The sequence below is a fragment of the Paenibacillus radicis (ex Gao et al. 2016) genome (genome assembly GCF_014641555.1).
In the GTDB taxonomy this organism is placed as follows: Bacteria; Bacillota; Bacilli; order Paenibacillales; family Paenibacillaceae; genus Pristimantibacillus; species Pristimantibacillus radicis.
Map to the genome: position 1 here is coordinate 38,230 of NZ_BMHY01000019.1, position 14,503 is coordinate 52,732.

The window sequence follows — 14,503 nt, forward strand, 5'->3', positions numbered from 1 at the left end:
AAGTTAAGTTAAGTTAAGTTAAGTTAAGTTAAGTCAATCAACCGTGTTGTGTCGAGATAAAGGCGTCGAACCTTTCACTGCCGGCTGCCTTACGTTCCAGATAATTAAGGTCATTAATAAAGCACAAAGTCCGATCATAATGACCATGACCAACTGGAATGGCAGCCAACTCTGCTCTCCTATAGAAGAGCCCTTTATGACACCAAGCCCTAATGCGGCCCCGACGACCAAGCCGAGATTACGGGTAAGGGCGATCATACCCCCGATTGCTCCAATATGCTCTTTCGCCGTATGCCCCATTATGAAATTCATGTTCGGGGAGGCGATAAGCGCCATTCCCAATCCGCAAAGTGAAAGTCCAACTATAGCGGCTATAATAGGAAAACTTGTCACGGCTATCGTGAAAACGGCAATGCCAGCACTTATACCTATTAGCCCGATAGACAGGAGGCGACGAGAGCTCATGCGATCAGACAAATGGCCTGCAATTGGGCCAACAATGGCCAGAGATGCCGGGTAGATGGTCATCAGCAGTCCAATGGATGAAGATGATAAACCAGATAAGCCGCTGAATAAGAACGGAAGGCTGACGATTACGGTATTTGCAGCCATAAATGTTACTGTACTTGTCAGCAGGCCGATAGATACGGCATGGACAGTTATCGCACGGATGGGAAGGAAGGGGGCGGGATGTTTTCTCTCCCATAATAGAAATGCAAGTAAAACGGCGAGACCCATGCCTCCCGTATAAAAGGATTGAGCTGTCAGCATGCCAGACGCTGTCCCTCCATGGGATAGCCCAAAAACAAGCAATCCAATTGCACTCATGAACAACGTGGCTCCTAAGACATCGAAAGTAGCAGATTTATCAGCTTCTCGACGGGCAGCAGGGATGAAACGAAAGGCTAGCAACGAGGCAACTGCCGCAAAGGGAACTTGGATTAGAAAAAGCCAGTGCCAGCTTAAGCACTGGGCAATTAGACCGCCAATCGCAGGTCCCGACATTCCGCCTATTGCGACTGCTCCGCTGATGAGGCCCAATGCCCGGCCGCGTTTGTCCATGGGCATGAGCTGAGCAATCAGCCCCATATTAGTCGCTTGAAACATAGCTGCTCCAACGGCCTGAACGAAGCGCAATGCCAGCAGCGAATAAATGCCGGGAGAGAAGGCGATAAGCAGCGAACTCAATGTAAACAGACCGAGCCCGGCATTATGAATGAGAGCGGAGCCAAATCGGTCTCCAAGCTTACCCATCAATGGCAAGAGGATAGCGATGGCAAGAGGATAGCGATGGCAAGTAGGTAGCCTGTCGTAATCCACTGCACGATTTCAAGTCGGCTGTCAAAGATCTCGGCGAAAAGGGGAAGTGATACGTTCACAATTCCTGCGGTGAAGTGGGAAAGGAAGGCGCCCATTGCAATCCCCATCATCATGAGCCGCTGCCCGGAAGTCATACGCAGTTGATTTTTTTGTTTACTCATGTTGAGCAAGACCTCGCAATTCTTTTTTTTAAAACTAGTATAGCAACTAAACTAAATGAGCAAAAAAAAATCAATGATCAAGCGCAAATATAAATTTATCTATTGTTTTCGCGAAGATCGCTATTTCTTCCGGGCTCATTTGCGTCTGTAATTGTTTGTAAAAAGCTTGATGGAGCTCTTCGTGCATCATATAGGCGGCTTTTCCTTGAACAGTCAGCGATATTAACGTACTTCGTTGATCGGTCGGATGCATGGAACGAACGACTAATTCCTTCGTCTCCAGACGGGCAATCAACTGGGTTACGGCACCCTTCGTAATGCCAAGACGGGCGGCAAGCTCGCTCATGAGAACACTGCCTTCCGGGCCAATCGCATCAATCGTATGCAATTCGCTGGGCGTTAGCGGCCCAATGCCCTCAAAGGTACGAGGCTGGCGCTCCAGCTTGCGGAGCTGCAAGATCAACCGGCCAAAGCTATGACTGAGCGACGGGGTTTCGTATTTGTTATTGTTGTCCATGGAATTAGTATAGTAACTAAACTTAAACTTGTCAAACAGTCAGCATTTCGGGTGAGGTGTATAGAAGCATATTCACGCTCATCACACAGTTAGCACGAACTATCTTTTAAAAAATGCAGCTGGCAAACGATCTCCCCATCATGTTAAAATCAAATTATATCAATGCGGGAAAGCATCCCGATTTGCAGTTGGCGTACCTCTTTGCAGAGGAGCGCACTGTAAATCGGGATTTTTTTATGTCCAAAAAAGGAGGCGTAGTATGGAAAAAGGATGGGGTGCGCTAGAGGCAGGCATGTTGTTGAACAATAGATACCGCTTGCTGGAAAAGCTGGGCAGCGGGGGAATGGGGGCAGTATATGCAGCAGAGGATATCAAGCTGCACGGGAAGCTGCGCGCGGTAAAAGTTACGGCATCGGCCGGCTGGAGCGTCGGTCAGGAAAGCTCCATTGTCGAGGAAGCCTGGATGCTTGCCCGGCTTAATCATCCCAACCTTCCGCTTATCGTCGATTGCTTTACGATTCCAGATTGGGATGCCGGCGTAATCATTATGGACTACATACAAGGGGAGACTGTAAAGCACCGGTTTGAGCGGAACGGACAAAGACTGCCTTTCCCTGAAGTGCTCGGCATTGCGATTCAGCTTTGCTCGGCGCTTGCATATTTGCACCGGCAGACGCCGCAAATCATTCATCGCGACTTGAAGCCCTCTAATGTCATGCTGGAGGAGAACGGGCATGTCCGGTTAATTGACTTCGGCATTGCCCGGCATTTCAAGAACGGCTCGACACAGGATACGGCACTGCTCGGCACTCCCGGCTTTAGCGCGCCCGAGCAGGCCAGCTATATGGGTCAAAGCGGCCCGCGAACCGATATTTACGGGTTAGGTGCGATGCTGTACTATTTACTGAGCGGCGGGACCTATTTCCCATCGGGGCGGCACATAAGCCGACTTGATCCGATGCAGCAGCTTCAACCTGATGTGCCTGCAGCTTTCAAGACATTACTGGGAAAAATGACGCAGGATAAAGAGGAAAATCGGCCGCTTTCCATGTCCGAAGTAGAGGCTGCTTTAGTCCGGCTGAGAACAGAAAATAATGATAGAGATAAAGACCGTCCTTCAAGCTTTTATTCAGTGAAGCAAAACCCGGTGACACGGGCAAATAAGAAAGTGCTAGCAGCGTTTGTGTCGCTATCCCCGGGAGCGGGTTCCACCTTCGCTTGTATTACGATGGCAAAGCTGCTTGCAAGAAGAGGCATAACGGTTACTGCGGTGGAATTCCCCACCATCCGGCCCGAGTGGCTGGCGCTGCTTGGCACAAATAGGAAGCAAGATGCTAATGAAAGATCCGGAGGACTGATGGAATGGCATTCCGGATCCGTCCGCTGGCTTGCTCAGCGCGGGCCTTTTTTCCAAGCGCAGCAAGGTGAACTGGAAAGACAGCTGGGAAACGAGACAGGTGTTACGCTGCTCGATATGGGCAGTTTGACAGGGATCGGAGGAGAAGAGGAGGGCTGGAGGCTGCTGGCATCCTGCCAAATCGTTTATGTCGTAGCAGATCCTTTTCCGTCAAGATGGAGCAATGATAGATTACAACAGCTGTACCGGCTGAAAGCTGAGCTTGAAGCAAGGGGAGGCAAGCTGCACTGGCTTGCGAATAAGTCTGTCCGGTTCAATCGGCGCTCCGAATGGATAGCGATGCTGCCGGGCAATCCGCAAGCGAGTATACCGCTGTTGCCTCAAGAACGTTGGCTCCAAGTGCTATGGTCGGGACGCTGGGCGACGGAAGATACAGCTCTTCGCAAGGTGCTGGAGAAAACGCTAAACCCGGTATTAGCCGACATTGAAAAGGAGCTCCATACAAAGCAAAAGCAATCCGTGTTATAATTATACAGGTGACCTACGGTCCTACTTGGCCGGGGTGCTGCGAACTATTAATATGGTGGGCAACCAGTGACCTCCGGGATGCTTGCATTTGAATAATAGCTTCATTATGATGAAGAAAAAAAGAGTCTATAGGACAATTAGGGAAGCAGGTGAACATCAAGATGAGCGATCGCGTATTAGTTGTCGAAGATGAAGCGGGGATTGCCCGCGTATTACAGCTGGAGCTGGAGCATGAAGGCTATACAGTCGGCTCGGCCGCAGACGGCAGAACCGGATACGAAATGGCTTCGTCCGGTGATTGGGAGCTCGTGCTGCTGGATGTTATGCTGCCAGAGCTGAACGGAATTGAAGTGCTCAGAAGGCTGAGGCAGGCGGGGAATCCAGTGCCGGTTATTTTGCTGACGGCGAGGGATACGGTTCCTGATAAGGTCAGCGGCTTTGAGCATGGCGCCAATGATTATATTACGAAGCCTTTTGCGATGGAGGAGCTGCTTGCGCGTGTCCGCAACATTTTGCGCATATTCCAGCAGTATCCGAAGGAGTCCGAAGGTTCAGACCAGATCAAAGTAGGCGACTTGACGATTGAGCTGCGCACCCGCAAGGTGTATCGCAAAGATATCGTAATCGAGCTGACGCCAAGGGAATTCGAGCTGCTCGTTTATTTGGTGGAGAACAAAAATATAGAAAAATCACGTGAGGATATTTTATCAGAAGTATGGGGCTATGATTTTATCGGCGAGACGAATCTTGTGGACGTGTATATCCGTTATTTGCGTCAAAAGCTGGACAAGGGGTACCGGCATAAGCTGATTCATACGGTTCGCGGAGTCGGTTATATGATTAAGGAGCCAGATGCATGACGCTGCGCAAAAGGTTTACGCTGTTTACGATCTTCTGGCTCATCTTCATCCTGATTTTATTTAATATTTTCGTCTATTTTTACGTGATCAAGATTACGACGGAAAGCGAAGAACGGGTAATCGGAAATAAAGTGAACCTTATGTTAGAAAATCCGCTCATTCAGCACGGGAAAGGGATCTATGATCCCGATTTGCTGAGTGAGTATTATAATGTAAATGAAATGATCCGGATCGTCCAGCCGGACAACAAGGTTGTCAACATAACCGGCTCTGATCCGGTTCTGCTTAACTTGCCTGTAGCATTCCAGCGGCAGCATGACACGGGCATGATCTCCAAAGGCAACGAGCGGATTCTATATATGCGCGTTCCTATCTTCAACGGGCCCGATATCGTGGCGATGCTGGAAGTGAACCGGGTGCTCAACGAGCTTGACGATTATTTGCAAATTTTGGTGGCTGCATTGACTGTAACGAGCGTCGGCGCCATTTTATTTGCTATCTTCGGCACATACTGGTTCACCTCACGATTGACCGCGCCGATGCAGCAGATGGTCAATACGATGCGTGAAATCGACCGAAGCGGCAAGCTTCGTAAAATCGAGACGTCCAGCCAGGAGGAATCCGCAGAACTGCAGCAGCTCGTTCGGGCGTTCAATCAGATGATCGAACGGCTGGACCGGACGTTTGCCCGGCAAAAGCAGTTTGTGGCCGATGCCTCCCATGAGCTAAAAACGCCGCTTACGGTCATCAGCAGCTATGCAGGTATGCTGAAGCGTTGGGGCCGCGATGATGAGAACATACGGAATGAAGCGATCGAAGCAATCGATCGCGAGACGACAAGGCTGCAAAGCTTGACGAAGTCGATGCTTATGCTCGCGGAAGCGGAGCAGGAGGATTGGCTGCGTCAGGAGCTATTCGATGTGGTACATGTCGTGAACGAATTGGCCGGCATGCTGCAGACAACGTTCCAGCGCCCGATTCGGGTGAAGGCGATGTCCAAGGTCGTTCGGATGTACGGCGATAAAGATAAAATTAGACAGCTGCTTGTTATTCTGCTTGATAATGCGATCAAATACAGCAAGGACCCTATTGAGGTGTCCGTATCGCTGATGAAGAATATCGTCAAGATCGAAGTGAAGGATAAGGGGATCGGCATACCGGAAAATGAGATTCCGCATATGTTCGAGCGTTTCTATCGCGTAGACGGCGCGAGAAGCAGGGCGACCGGCGGTGTCGGCCTTGGCCTCTCTATCGCCAAGCGGATTGTCGACTTGCATGAGGGCAAAATCGACGTATTCAGTCTGCCGGATCTCGGAACAACGATCGCCATTCAGTTCAAGCAGCGGAAGTAAAGGGGAATAGAATTGATGAAATATCGGGTCGCTTCGGTTCAATATCAACTGGCGGATATTAGCTCCTTCGAGCAGTTCGCCGAGCAAGTAACGCACTATGTGCGCAATGCCTCGGAATACGGAACGCAGTTCCTGTTGTTTCCGGAATTTTTGACGACGCAGCTGCTTTCTATCGGGGACGAGAGCGGGCAAGCGCTGCCGATCGGCAGACTTCCCGAGTTTACAGATCGCTATGAGCAGCTGTTCCAGTCGCTTGCTTCGGAATACGATATGTATATCGTCGGCGGCACGCATGTTGTGAAAGCAGGAGAGGGCAAATGGCAAAATACGGCGCATTTGTTCCATCCAAAAGGTAAAATCGACCGGCAGCCGAAAATTCATCTGACACCTACAGAGGTATCTGAGTGGAATATGTCGCCGGGCGACGGTCTGCAGGTGTTTGAGACCGAGTTCGGAACGATCGGCATGCTGACCTGCTACGATATTGAATTTCCGGAGATCGTCCGTATGGCGAGAGCCAAAGGGGCGGACGTTATTTTCTGTCCATCCTGTACGGATGACAGACACGGATTCTATCGTGTTCGTTACTGCTGCCATGCGCGTGCAGTGGAAAATCAAATCTATATCGTCACGACAGGTACGGTCGGCGCGCTGCGCAAGGTCGATTTCATGCGTGCGAACTTCGGGCAAGCGGCAATTATTGCGCCGAATGATATTCCATTCCCGCCAGCCGGCATCTTGAGCGAAGGCATCATTAACGACGATATGCTGGTCGTTGCGGATCTGGATTTGCAATTGCTGGAGGATGTGCGTGCAGGCGGTTCTGTAACGACCTGGCGCGACCGCCGTACTGATCTCTACTCGGATTGGTCCTAGAGTTAACGTGAAGGAGGACAATGCGATGCATAAAAGCTTCTACGTATTTAACGGGGTTAACGGAAAGGCTGCTCCTGTTAAAACGGTGATCCGCCAGTACACGGAGCGGGACTTCGAGGCGATGATCGACGTGCAGCGGGAGAGCTTTCCTCCCCCGTATCCGGAAGAGCTCTGGTGGAGCAAGGATCAAATGATCGAGCATATCAGCCGATTTCCGCAAGGCGCTTTGTGCGCTGAAATAGGCGGACGCATTGTTGGCTCCATGACCGGGTTAATGATTGACATGAAGGATTATGGCCATGATCACAGCTGGGAAACGATAACGGATAACGGTTATATCCGTAATCATAATCCGAACGGTGATACTCTGTACGTCGCTGACATTTGCGTCATACCGGAATATCGGAAGACAGGTATCGGGAAGTGGCTGATGCAGTCTATGTATGAGACTGTCGTGCAGCTTGGCCTAGGCAGATTGCTTGGCGCAGGCCGGATGCCGGGTTACCATCTGTACGCCGCTGAGCTTACGCCAGATCAATATGTCGACCGGGTTATGGCAGGCGAGCTTCAGGATCCGGTCATCAATTTCTTGCTGCGCTGCGGAAGAACGCCGATTGGCATTGCGGCCAATTATTTGGATGATGAGCAATCCGGCAATTTTGCCGTACTTATGGAATGGAGAAATCCGTTTACTACATATTCGGAATGAGGAACATCAGAGAGGAGCTTAAGCCATGATCTATCATCGTATTACCTCGATTGAGGACCCTTATTTTGCAGAGCTTCACAAGCTGCTTGGACGTATTTTTCCGCCGGAGGAAGTTCTTGCTTATGAGCTCTGGAAGGAGCCTTTGGAGGACCCGACCGTTCATGTCTATGTCGCTGTGGAGAACGGTGAGGTTGTTGGTTCGACCGAATACCGCTATTACCCTCACCTTCGTGTCGCGATGACGGACTTTACGATTATTGGTGAGCATTCCAAAGGAATCGGCCGTTTTCTGATGCGCAACCGGGAGAAGGATTTGGCACGGCTTGCCCAGCAATCGGGAACAGAGCCGCTTGGTATGTTTGCGGAAATCTACAACCCTTACGACAGCGGAGAGCAACACAGCTTTGGCGGCGTAACACCAATGAGCCCGTTCGTACGCCGTGAGGTGCTGTCGCATATGGGCTATAAACGATTGGCAATCGACTATGTTCACCCGTCCTGGGATCATGAAGGCCAAGCGGTTGAAGGGTTGAATCTTAGCTTTCTCCCAACCGATGAAGACCGGACTTCGATTCCTGCTGCACTCGTAGCAACGTTTCTCGAGGGGTACTATTCGGCGCTGCCTAACAAGCCGGAGGCCTGGCTGGCGATGATGGACCGGCTCCGCGGATTGGAGCAAGTCGAGCTGCTGCCGATATGACGAAGCTGATTTTCCGCGGCACGGGCGATTCGATGGGCGTGCCGCGCGTATACTGCGATTGTGAGGTTTGCTCGGAAGCTAGATCGGCAGACGGCGGTATCAACCGCAGGCTTCGTTCGCTGGTGCAGATCGAGGAAACCGGCAGCGGAACGACGTTAATCGATTGCGGTCCGGATTGGGGTAAACAGATGGAAGCCGCAAGCTTGCGTACGGTAGATCAAATCTTGCTGACCCATGCTCATTTCGATCATATTGGCGGGCTTGTGGAATGGGCGGATGCATGCAGATGGCTGGGCAAAAGCGGCCAGGCTTTCGCTCCGGCAGAGGTTATTGCGGAAATCAACGAACGTTTTCCATGGCTTCAGCGGCAAATTCATTTCACTGCAAATGACGAACCGATGGAGCTGGGAAGCTGGCGGATTTCCTGCTGGCGGGTAAACCACGGCAAGAACGGTTACTCCTATGCTTACAGGTTTGATCATCTGTCAAAGGCATACAGCTGGGTGTATTGCTCGGATGCTATTGGTCTGACGGAAGATCAGCAGAAGCCGCTTTACGGCCTTGATCTGCTCGTGCTAGGAACCAGCTTTTATAAAGAGAACTTTGCTTATGAGACGAGGTCAGTCTACGACGTCACGGAAGCTATGGACTTGATTAAGCTCTGGAAGCCGCGTCAAGTTTATTTCACACATATGTCGCATGATATTGATCTTCGCCGGGACTACGGTCTTCCGTCACATTTGCGGTTTGCAGAAGCTGGTCTGGAGATTGGTCTAGAGCCTATTTGACAACCTGCATGAATTGGATTAAATTGAATATATAGTTTAACTGTCATTTGGAAGGGGCAATTTTAATGATTACAGGTGTTCTTAACTCCTAAATTGGATAAATCGGATTTAATCCGGCTGAGCGATGCTTCATCAGGCTTGTTCAATTCGTATGAATTGGCATGCTTATATTGCTTTGTCCCATGTTAAATTCCGGTACCAAGGGTTAAGAACATGTGGATTCCGCCTAAATGACATTAGTCAGCGGCCTATCACCGTGCTCTTTCGAGCACGGTTTTTTTATTTGCATAATAAGCGGGATGAGGATCAGCCTAGTGAGGGCTCTAGCTCTGTTGCTATTTCCGTCTTATCGTTTGCATTTAACTGGGATAGCTGACAAATGGAACAGGAATGGAGCGCATAGCGTTCTGTTCCTGTTTTTTTGTTTTTATATGAAAAAAAGGAGCTGGATGAAAATGAACGAAGCGACATGGAAAAGACTGGAGTATGACAAAATAAAGGCAAAGTTGGTTGACTACACCGTTTCGCCTGGCGGCAGAATGCTGGCTGAAAAGCTAGAACCAAGTGATCGGCGCAACCGGGTGACGGCATGGTTGACGGAGACTCAAGAGGCCTCTGATCTGTTGGCTACCGGAGCAAGCGTGCCGCTGTCGGCAATGGAAGGCATTGATCCATTCCTCGCACTGCTGGGCAAAGGAAGAGTCTATAACGAAACAGAGCTCGAACAGCTGCTCATCTGGCTTGTATCGATTGCACAGATGAAGCGTTACATGGATAGCAAGCGGCAGACGGCGCCGACGATTGCGAGTTATGCAGATTCCATGAGAGATTGCCCGGAGCTGCGGAGCGAGCTGGAAAGATGCATCCGATTCGGCCGATTGACGGATCAAGCCAGTCCCGGTTTGGCATCAGTACGCCGTCAGATCATCGCTGTCGAAGACAAAATCGAGCGTAAGCTCCAAGGTGCTCTATCGAAATACAAATCGGCACTGCAGGAGTCGTTCATCAGCAAGCGGAGCGGACGCTCCGTTATCGCTATCAAGCGCGAGCTTCGCAAGCAGGTACCGGGAACGGTATGGGATGAGTCGGCAAGCGGGCAGACACTTTACGTGGAGCCGATCGATGTAGCGGGCTTGCAAAGCGAGCTTCAAAGCTGGGCCGCAGAAGAGGAACGCGAGCGAACCGTTATTTTATCCGGGTTATCGGATTTGGCGGATGCGCATGTGCAGCAATTGAAGGGCAATCGGGAGGCAATGGCTACCTTTGATTTCATTATGGCGAGAGGAAAGCTGTCACGGTCCTATGACGGCCGGAAAACGACGCTAAGCGACAATCCTGTCATTCGGCTCGTCGAAGCCCGCCATCCGCTGCTAGGAAGCAATGTTGAACCGTTAACCGTCGAGCTGGGACTGCGCTGGAAGCAATTGATTATTACCGGACCTAATACCGGAGGGAAAACAGTCGCTTTGAAGACAATTGGCTTGCTTGCGGTGATGGTGCAATCCGGTCTGCTCGCACCAGCTGGTGAAAACAGCCGATTTGGTCTATTTGAAGGGATCATTGCCGATGTCGGAGACGGGCAAAGCGTTGAGCAGTCGCTCAGCACCTTCTCCTCTCACTTGGCTGTGCTGAAGCAAATGCTGGACTCGGCGGGAGAACGATCGCTGCTCTTGCTGGATGAGATGGCTGCCGGAACGGACCCAAGCGAAGGGATTGCGCTTTCTATAGCGGTGCTGGAAGAGCTGCTGAAGCGAAAATCGCTCGTTGCAGCAACGACGCATTTCAACGAGATCAAAACCTTCGCCTCGCGTACAGCAGGCTGCATGAATGCCAAGATGGCATTTGACGCCGAAACGCTGCGTCCCCTATATCGTCTAGAGCTGGGGGAGGCGGGAGACAGCCATGCTTTTGCCATCGCCAGACGCTGCGGGCTGCCGGAGCATGTGCTTCAAAGGGCAGAGCAATTGACTGTTAGCCGTTCGTCCACAGCAGACATTTTAGCTTTAGCTGCTGACGGGGTTTCTACGGGTACAACACAGCCATCGCTACAGCCAGAGTTAAAGCCTTATTTTAGCTTAGAGGAAGAACTGTCAGCACCATCACTAGAAGGATCAGAGACAAAAGAAGAAACAACACACGAGGCTACCGAAGCCGAAGCAGTTCCTCCGAAAAAGAAAGAGCTGGAGGTCGGGGATGCCGTATGGATCTATCCGCTCAAGCGGATCGGCATCGTCTACCGCAGCGCTGACGCTCGCGGAGAAGTGATCGTTCAGGTACAAGGCGAGAAAATGAAGTTCAACCGGAAGCGTCTCAAGCTGTCTATACCGAAAGAGAAGCTGTACCCCGGAGAGGATTATGATATGGACATTGTTTTTGATACGAAGGAGAACCGCAAAATCCGCAAGCAGCTTCGCCGTAAGCATGTTGAAGGACTGAAGATTGAGACGAAAGGAGAAGATCTGAAGTAAGAAGCAGTGAAGTAAAAAGGACTAGGGAGTCGCGCAGCCGCTCCCTAGTCCTTGCTTTGTATGACGAGCAATACGCCTTCCGCAAATTGAATCGTACCGTTGTCGCCAAGAATGACGTTGCTGATGCCCAGTGATTGTCCGATTCGCAGTGTAGCGTCGGAAAGCGGATATTGAAAACCGGTTAAGTAGATGCCCGTAACCCGCTGGCTAAGTGGGAGAAGCGACACATGTGCATAATTGCCTTTGTTCAAGGGGAGTGTCAGCGGTCCCTGCGCCAATCGAATTTGGTTATGCTCGTCGATAATGGTGGCAGAGATCCCTTGCTCCAGCGCCAGAGATAGAAGATGGACGTTGGCGAGCGAGTGATCGAATCTCGTGCCGAGAGCACCAATTAGCGAAATTTCCGCTGGCTGCTGCTCCAACGCTCGACGGAAGGCCATTTCGGTATCGGTAAAATCTTTATCGATCGGATCGCAGTCGATGAGTTCTTTGCTATGTATGCGAATTTCCGCCAATTCATCTTCAGTAACGGAATCAAAATCGCCGATGGCAATGTCCGGTGTGAACCCGTTTCGGACCAGGAATAGAGCACCGCTGTCCGCGCCGATCAAATAGTCTTGCGGCTGGACTAGCTTGGTGGCCCAGTCGCCTAATCGGCCTCCGGTAAAAATCAATATACGTTGTTTCATAGGTAAACCGTCCTTTCGTTTGAACGAAGGTTAAGCGATTTATTGCTTTTGCTTTTGTCAGTATAAGCCTACTGCCGCTTCTGCACAATGCTATTTATAGCCGCAAAGTTCGGCTTCTGCAAGGAAGGTTGTCCCCAATAAGGTGGAAAATGTCGATTTGCGTCAAACTTGTCATTGCGAAACCGAATAACCGCGGCTAAAATGGGGAATGACACAACCGATGCGCCACTCGGGCGATCGGGATACGGAAGCGGAGGAGTATCAGTTGGAAGTTGATATTTTTGGCGTATTCAGCATCATCGGGACGGTAGCTTTTGCAGTCAGCGGCGCCGTTGTCGCGATGGAGGAGGAATACGACATCTTGGGCGTATTCGTGCTAGGCCTCGTTACCGCATTTGGGGGAGGCGTCGTGCGGAATCTGCTGATCGGCATGCCCGTAACGATGTTATGGAGCCAGGGTCATTTGTTCAAAATCGCAATTATTGCGATGACGATCGCTTTTCTGCTTCCGGCAAGATGGATTTTAACCTGGCGAAAAAGCGAGGCTTTTTTCGATGCGATTGGACTTGCCGCTTTTGCGATTCAAGGTGCGCTTTACGCTACGCAAATGCAGCATCCGATTAGCGCGGTGCTCGTAGCTGCCATGCTGACAGGCATTGGGGGAGGCATTATCCGCGATGTGCTGGCTGGACGGAAGCCGCTCGTGCTGAAAGACGAGATTTATGCGGTTTGGGCGATGCTGGCGGGTCTGGCAATCGGAAAAGGCTGGTTCCACACTACAGTGGATTTATTGTTCCTTTTCGTCATTATCATTACCCTTCGTATGTTATCGGTTCATTACAAATGGAAGCTTCCGAGAAGGTCGCTGACGAAAAAAATCATTCAGAAAGAAGGTAGCGCATCATGACAGATCGGGCGCGCGTACTATTCGTATGCCTCGGAAATATATGCCGGTCGCCGATGGCGGAAGCGGTATTTCGCAATATGGTTCAACAAGCGGGATTAGAGCAGGTCATTGAGATCGATTCAGCGGGAACGGGAGATTGGCATATTGGACATCCGCCGCATGAAGGAACGCGTAAATTGCTGGACAGCAAAGGCATTTCCTACAGTGGAATGAAGGCTCGGCAATTTACGAAAAGCGATCGCGAGCAATTCGACTATATCGTGTGCATGGATACCAAAAACGAGAAGGATGTCCTTCAATTACTAGGCCAAAGCGCTGCGGTAAATGGAGTGCCTTCTGGTGACAGCGGCGCACGCATATTCACGTTCATGAGCTTGCTGCCGGATTCGAATATCGCAGATGTTCCCGATCCATACTATACGGGCAATTTCGATGAGGTGTACGAGTTGGTCGAGCAAGGCAGCGCTAAGTTGCTAGAACGAGTGCGTTCAGACTTGTCGGTGTAGCCGTTTTTTTGAAATGGAGGCGAGCTCGTCATGAAGCAAAACAAATACGACGATGACGTTTTTTTCGAGAAGTACGCCCAGATGGAAAGATCTCAAAAAGGGCTTGCTGGTGCAGGAGAATGGCAAGCGCTGCGTAAAATGCTGCCGGAATTTGAAGGCAAACGTGTACTCGACCTGGGCTGCGGCTATGGCTGGCATTGCCGGTACGCACTTGAGCAAGGCGCATCGTATGTCGTAGGCGTTGATATTTCTGAGAAGATGCTGCAGGAAGCGCGGGCGAAGACGGAAACGGACAAAGCGCAATACCTGTGTCTCCCGATTGAAGATATCGACTTTGCAGCGTCATCGTTTGATGCTGTCATAAGCTCGCTTGCTTTTCACTACATAGAATCATTTGATGAAATTTGCCGCAGTGTTCATCACTGTTTGTCTGCCGGAGGAGACTTTGTGTTCTCGGTGGAGCATCCAGCCTTTACGGCAAACGCGAAGCAGGATTGGCATTATGGTGAGCAGGGAGAGCGGCAGCATTGGCCAATTGACCGGTATTTTGCCGAGGGGCTGCGTGAAACGGAGTTTCTAGGTGAGAATGTCTTGAAATATCATAAAACGTTGACGTCCTATGTCAACGCTCTTATCCATACAGGGTTTGAAATTACGGGACTAGTGGAGCCTGAGCCTCCGCAAGAGCTGCTAGCGGTTCCTGGTATGCTGGATGAGCAGAGACGTCCGATGATGCTTCTCATATCGGCCCGTAAAAAATAATAA

The 14,503-nt window shown here is 50.7% G+C and carries 15 protein-coding genes; 11 read left to right on the forward strand and 4 right to left on the reverse strand.

The annotated features are described in order from the left end of the window. Positions 1–33 precede the first annotated feature (33 nt). The 3 genes from IEX98_RS26590 to IEX98_RS26600 all read right to left on the reverse strand — a co-directional run bounded on the left by IEX98_RS26590 (position 34) and on the right by IEX98_RS26600 (position 1,998). Entirely contained in the window at positions 34–1,254 is a 1,221-nt protein-coding gene (locus IEX98_RS26590; protein ID WP_229692416.1) for an MFS transporter, read from the reverse strand. After that, positions 1,254–1,481: a hypothetical protein gene (locus IEX98_RS26595; protein ID WP_188892719.1), complete on the reverse strand. Its 228-nt coding sequence runs from the start codon at positions 1,479–1,481 to the stop codon at positions 1,254–1,256. The genes IEX98_RS26590 and IEX98_RS26595 overlap by 1 nt, the downstream gene beginning before the upstream one ends. Positions 1,482–1,551: 70 nt before the next feature. After that, the gene (locus tag IEX98_RS26600) at positions 1,552–1,998 is read right to left on the reverse strand and encodes a MarR family winged helix-turn-helix transcriptional regulator (RefSeq protein ID WP_188892720.1); all 447 of its coding nucleotides are present in this window, start codon (positions 1,996–1,998) and stop codon (positions 1,552–1,554) included. Between the two features lie 259 nt (positions 1,999–2,257). Between IEX98_RS26600 and IEX98_RS26605 the strand changes: the two genes are divergently transcribed. From IEX98_RS26605 to IEX98_RS26640, 8 genes are all read left to right on the forward strand, one after another. Then, entirely contained in the window at positions 2,258–3,883 is a 1,626-nt protein-coding gene (locus IEX98_RS26605) for a serine/threonine protein kinase (RefSeq protein WP_188892721.1), read from the forward strand. Between the two features lie 161 nt (positions 3,884–4,044). Then, positions 4,045–4,743, forward strand: a complete 699-nt coding sequence (locus IEX98_RS26610; RefSeq protein WP_188892722.1) for a response regulator transcription factor — start codon at positions 4,045–4,047, stop codon at positions 4,741–4,743. Then, positions 4,740–6,095, forward strand: coding sequence for a HAMP domain-containing sensor histidine kinase (locus IEX98_RS26615; RefSeq protein WP_188892723.1), 1,356 nt, complete (start codon positions 4,740–4,742; stop codon positions 6,093–6,095). The genes IEX98_RS26610 and IEX98_RS26615 overlap by 4 nt, the downstream gene beginning before the upstream one ends. Positions 6,096–6,110: 15 nt before the next feature. Further along, positions 6,111–6,971 (forward strand): carbon-nitrogen hydrolase family protein, encoded by an 861-nt coding sequence (locus IEX98_RS26620; RefSeq protein WP_188892724.1) that lies wholly within the window; start codon positions 6,111–6,113, stop codon positions 6,969–6,971. 25 nt (positions 6,972–6,996) lie between these two features. Further along, positions 6,997–7,680, forward strand: a complete 684-nt coding sequence (locus tag IEX98_RS26625) for a GNAT family N-acetyltransferase (RefSeq protein ID WP_188892725.1) — start codon at positions 6,997–6,999, stop codon at positions 7,678–7,680. 25 nt (positions 7,681–7,705) lie between these two features. Next, entirely contained in the window at positions 7,706–8,380 is a 675-nt protein-coding gene (locus tag IEX98_RS26630) for a GNAT family N-acetyltransferase (protein ID WP_188892726.1), read from the forward strand. Continuing rightward, a complete protein-coding gene (locus IEX98_RS26635) occupies positions 8,377–9,168 on the forward strand; it encodes an MBL fold metallo-hydrolase (protein WP_188892727.1) in 792 nt (263 codons plus the stop codon). The genes IEX98_RS26630 and IEX98_RS26635 overlap by 4 nt, the downstream gene beginning before the upstream one ends. A 455-nt stretch (positions 9,169–9,623) precedes the next feature. Beyond that, positions 9,624–11,636 (forward strand): endonuclease MutS2, encoded by a 2,013-nt coding sequence (locus IEX98_RS26640; RefSeq protein ID WP_188892728.1) that lies wholly within the window; start codon positions 9,624–9,626, stop codon positions 11,634–11,636. A 44-nt stretch (positions 11,637–11,680) separates the two neighbouring features. Here the strand turns inward: IEX98_RS26640 and IEX98_RS26645 are convergent, their stop codons facing one another. Then, positions 11,681–12,325, reverse strand: a complete 645-nt coding sequence (locus IEX98_RS26645) for a thiamine diphosphokinase (protein ID WP_188892729.1) — start codon at positions 12,323–12,325, stop codon at positions 11,681–11,683. Between the two features lie 220 nt (positions 12,326–12,545). Here IEX98_RS26645 and IEX98_RS26650 point away from each other — a divergent pair, with 220 nt between their 5' ends. Genes IEX98_RS26650 through IEX98_RS26660 form a run of 3 tightly spaced genes read left to right on the forward strand, consistent with a single transcriptional unit; the run spans position 12,546 to position 14,500 of the window. Next, positions 12,546–13,232, forward strand: coding sequence for a trimeric intracellular cation channel family protein (locus IEX98_RS26650; protein WP_042161838.1), 687 nt, complete (start codon positions 12,546–12,548; stop codon positions 13,230–13,232). Further along, the gene (locus IEX98_RS26655) at positions 13,229–13,738 is read left to right on the forward strand and encodes a low molecular weight protein-tyrosine-phosphatase (RefSeq protein WP_188892730.1); all 510 of its coding nucleotides are present in this window, start codon (positions 13,229–13,231) and stop codon (positions 13,736–13,738) included. The genes IEX98_RS26650 and IEX98_RS26655 overlap by 4 nt, the downstream gene beginning before the upstream one ends. Before the next feature lie 30 nt (positions 13,739–13,768). After that, complete coding sequence (locus IEX98_RS26660) at positions 13,769–14,500, forward strand: class I SAM-dependent methyltransferase (protein WP_188892731.1); 732 nt, start codon at positions 13,769–13,771, stop codon at positions 14,498–14,500. Positions 14,501–14,503 lie beyond the last annotated feature (3 nt).

What these genes read in the sequence shown, in the direction of transcription:
- IEX98_RS26630 (WP_188892726.1), top strand. Translation starts at nt 7,706, where the DNA reads ATGATCTATCATCGTATTACCTCGATTGAGGACCCTTATTTTGCAGAG.
- IEX98_RS26610 (WP_188892722.1), top strand. Translation starts at nt 4,045, where the DNA reads ATGAGCGATCGCGTATTAGTTGTCGAAGATGAAGCGGGGATTGCCCGC.
- IEX98_RS26600 (WP_188892720.1), bottom strand. Translation starts at nt 1,998, where the DNA reads ATGGACAACAATAACAAATACGAAACCCCGTCGCTCAGTCATAGCTTT.
- IEX98_RS26625 (WP_188892725.1), top strand. Translation starts at nt 6,997, where the DNA reads ATGCATAAAAGCTTCTACGTATTTAACGGGGTTAACGGAAAGGCTGCT.
- IEX98_RS26635 (WP_188892727.1), top strand. Translation starts at nt 8,377, where the DNA reads ATGACGAAGCTGATTTTCCGCGGCACGGGCGATTCGATGGGCGTGCCG.
- IEX98_RS26620 (WP_188892724.1), top strand. Translation starts at nt 6,111, where the DNA reads ATGAAATATCGGGTCGCTTCGGTTCAATATCAACTGGCGGATATTAGC.
- IEX98_RS26660 (WP_188892731.1), top strand. Translation starts at nt 13,769, where the DNA reads ATGAAGCAAAACAAATACGACGATGACGTTTTTTTCGAGAAGTACGCC.
- IEX98_RS26655 (WP_188892730.1), top strand. Translation starts at nt 13,229, where the DNA reads ATGACAGATCGGGCGCGCGTACTATTCGTATGCCTCGGAAATATATGC.
- IEX98_RS26590 (WP_229692416.1), bottom strand. Translation starts at nt 1,254, where the DNA reads ATGGGTAAGCTTGGAGACCGATTTGGCTCCGCTCTCATTCATAATGCC.
- IEX98_RS26645 (WP_188892729.1), bottom strand. Translation starts at nt 12,325, where the DNA reads ATGAAACAACGTATATTGATTTTTACCGGAGGCCGATTAGGCGACTGG.
- IEX98_RS26605 (WP_188892721.1), top strand. Translation starts at nt 2,258, where the DNA reads ATGGAAAAAGGATGGGGTGCGCTAGAGGCAGGCATGTTGTTGAACAAT.
- IEX98_RS26595 (WP_188892719.1), bottom strand. Translation starts at nt 1,481, where the DNA reads ATGAGTAAACAAAAAAATCAACTGCGTATGACTTCCGGGCAGCGGCTC.
- IEX98_RS26640 (WP_188892728.1), top strand. Translation starts at nt 9,624, where the DNA reads ATGAACGAAGCGACATGGAAAAGACTGGAGTATGACAAAATAAAGGCA.
- IEX98_RS26615 (WP_188892723.1), top strand. Translation starts at nt 4,740, where the DNA reads ATGACGCTGCGCAAAAGGTTTACGCTGTTTACGATCTTCTGGCTCATC.
- IEX98_RS26650 (WP_042161838.1), top strand. Translation starts at nt 12,546, where the DNA reads ATGCGCCACTCGGGCGATCGGGATACGGAAGCGGAGGAGTATCAGTTG.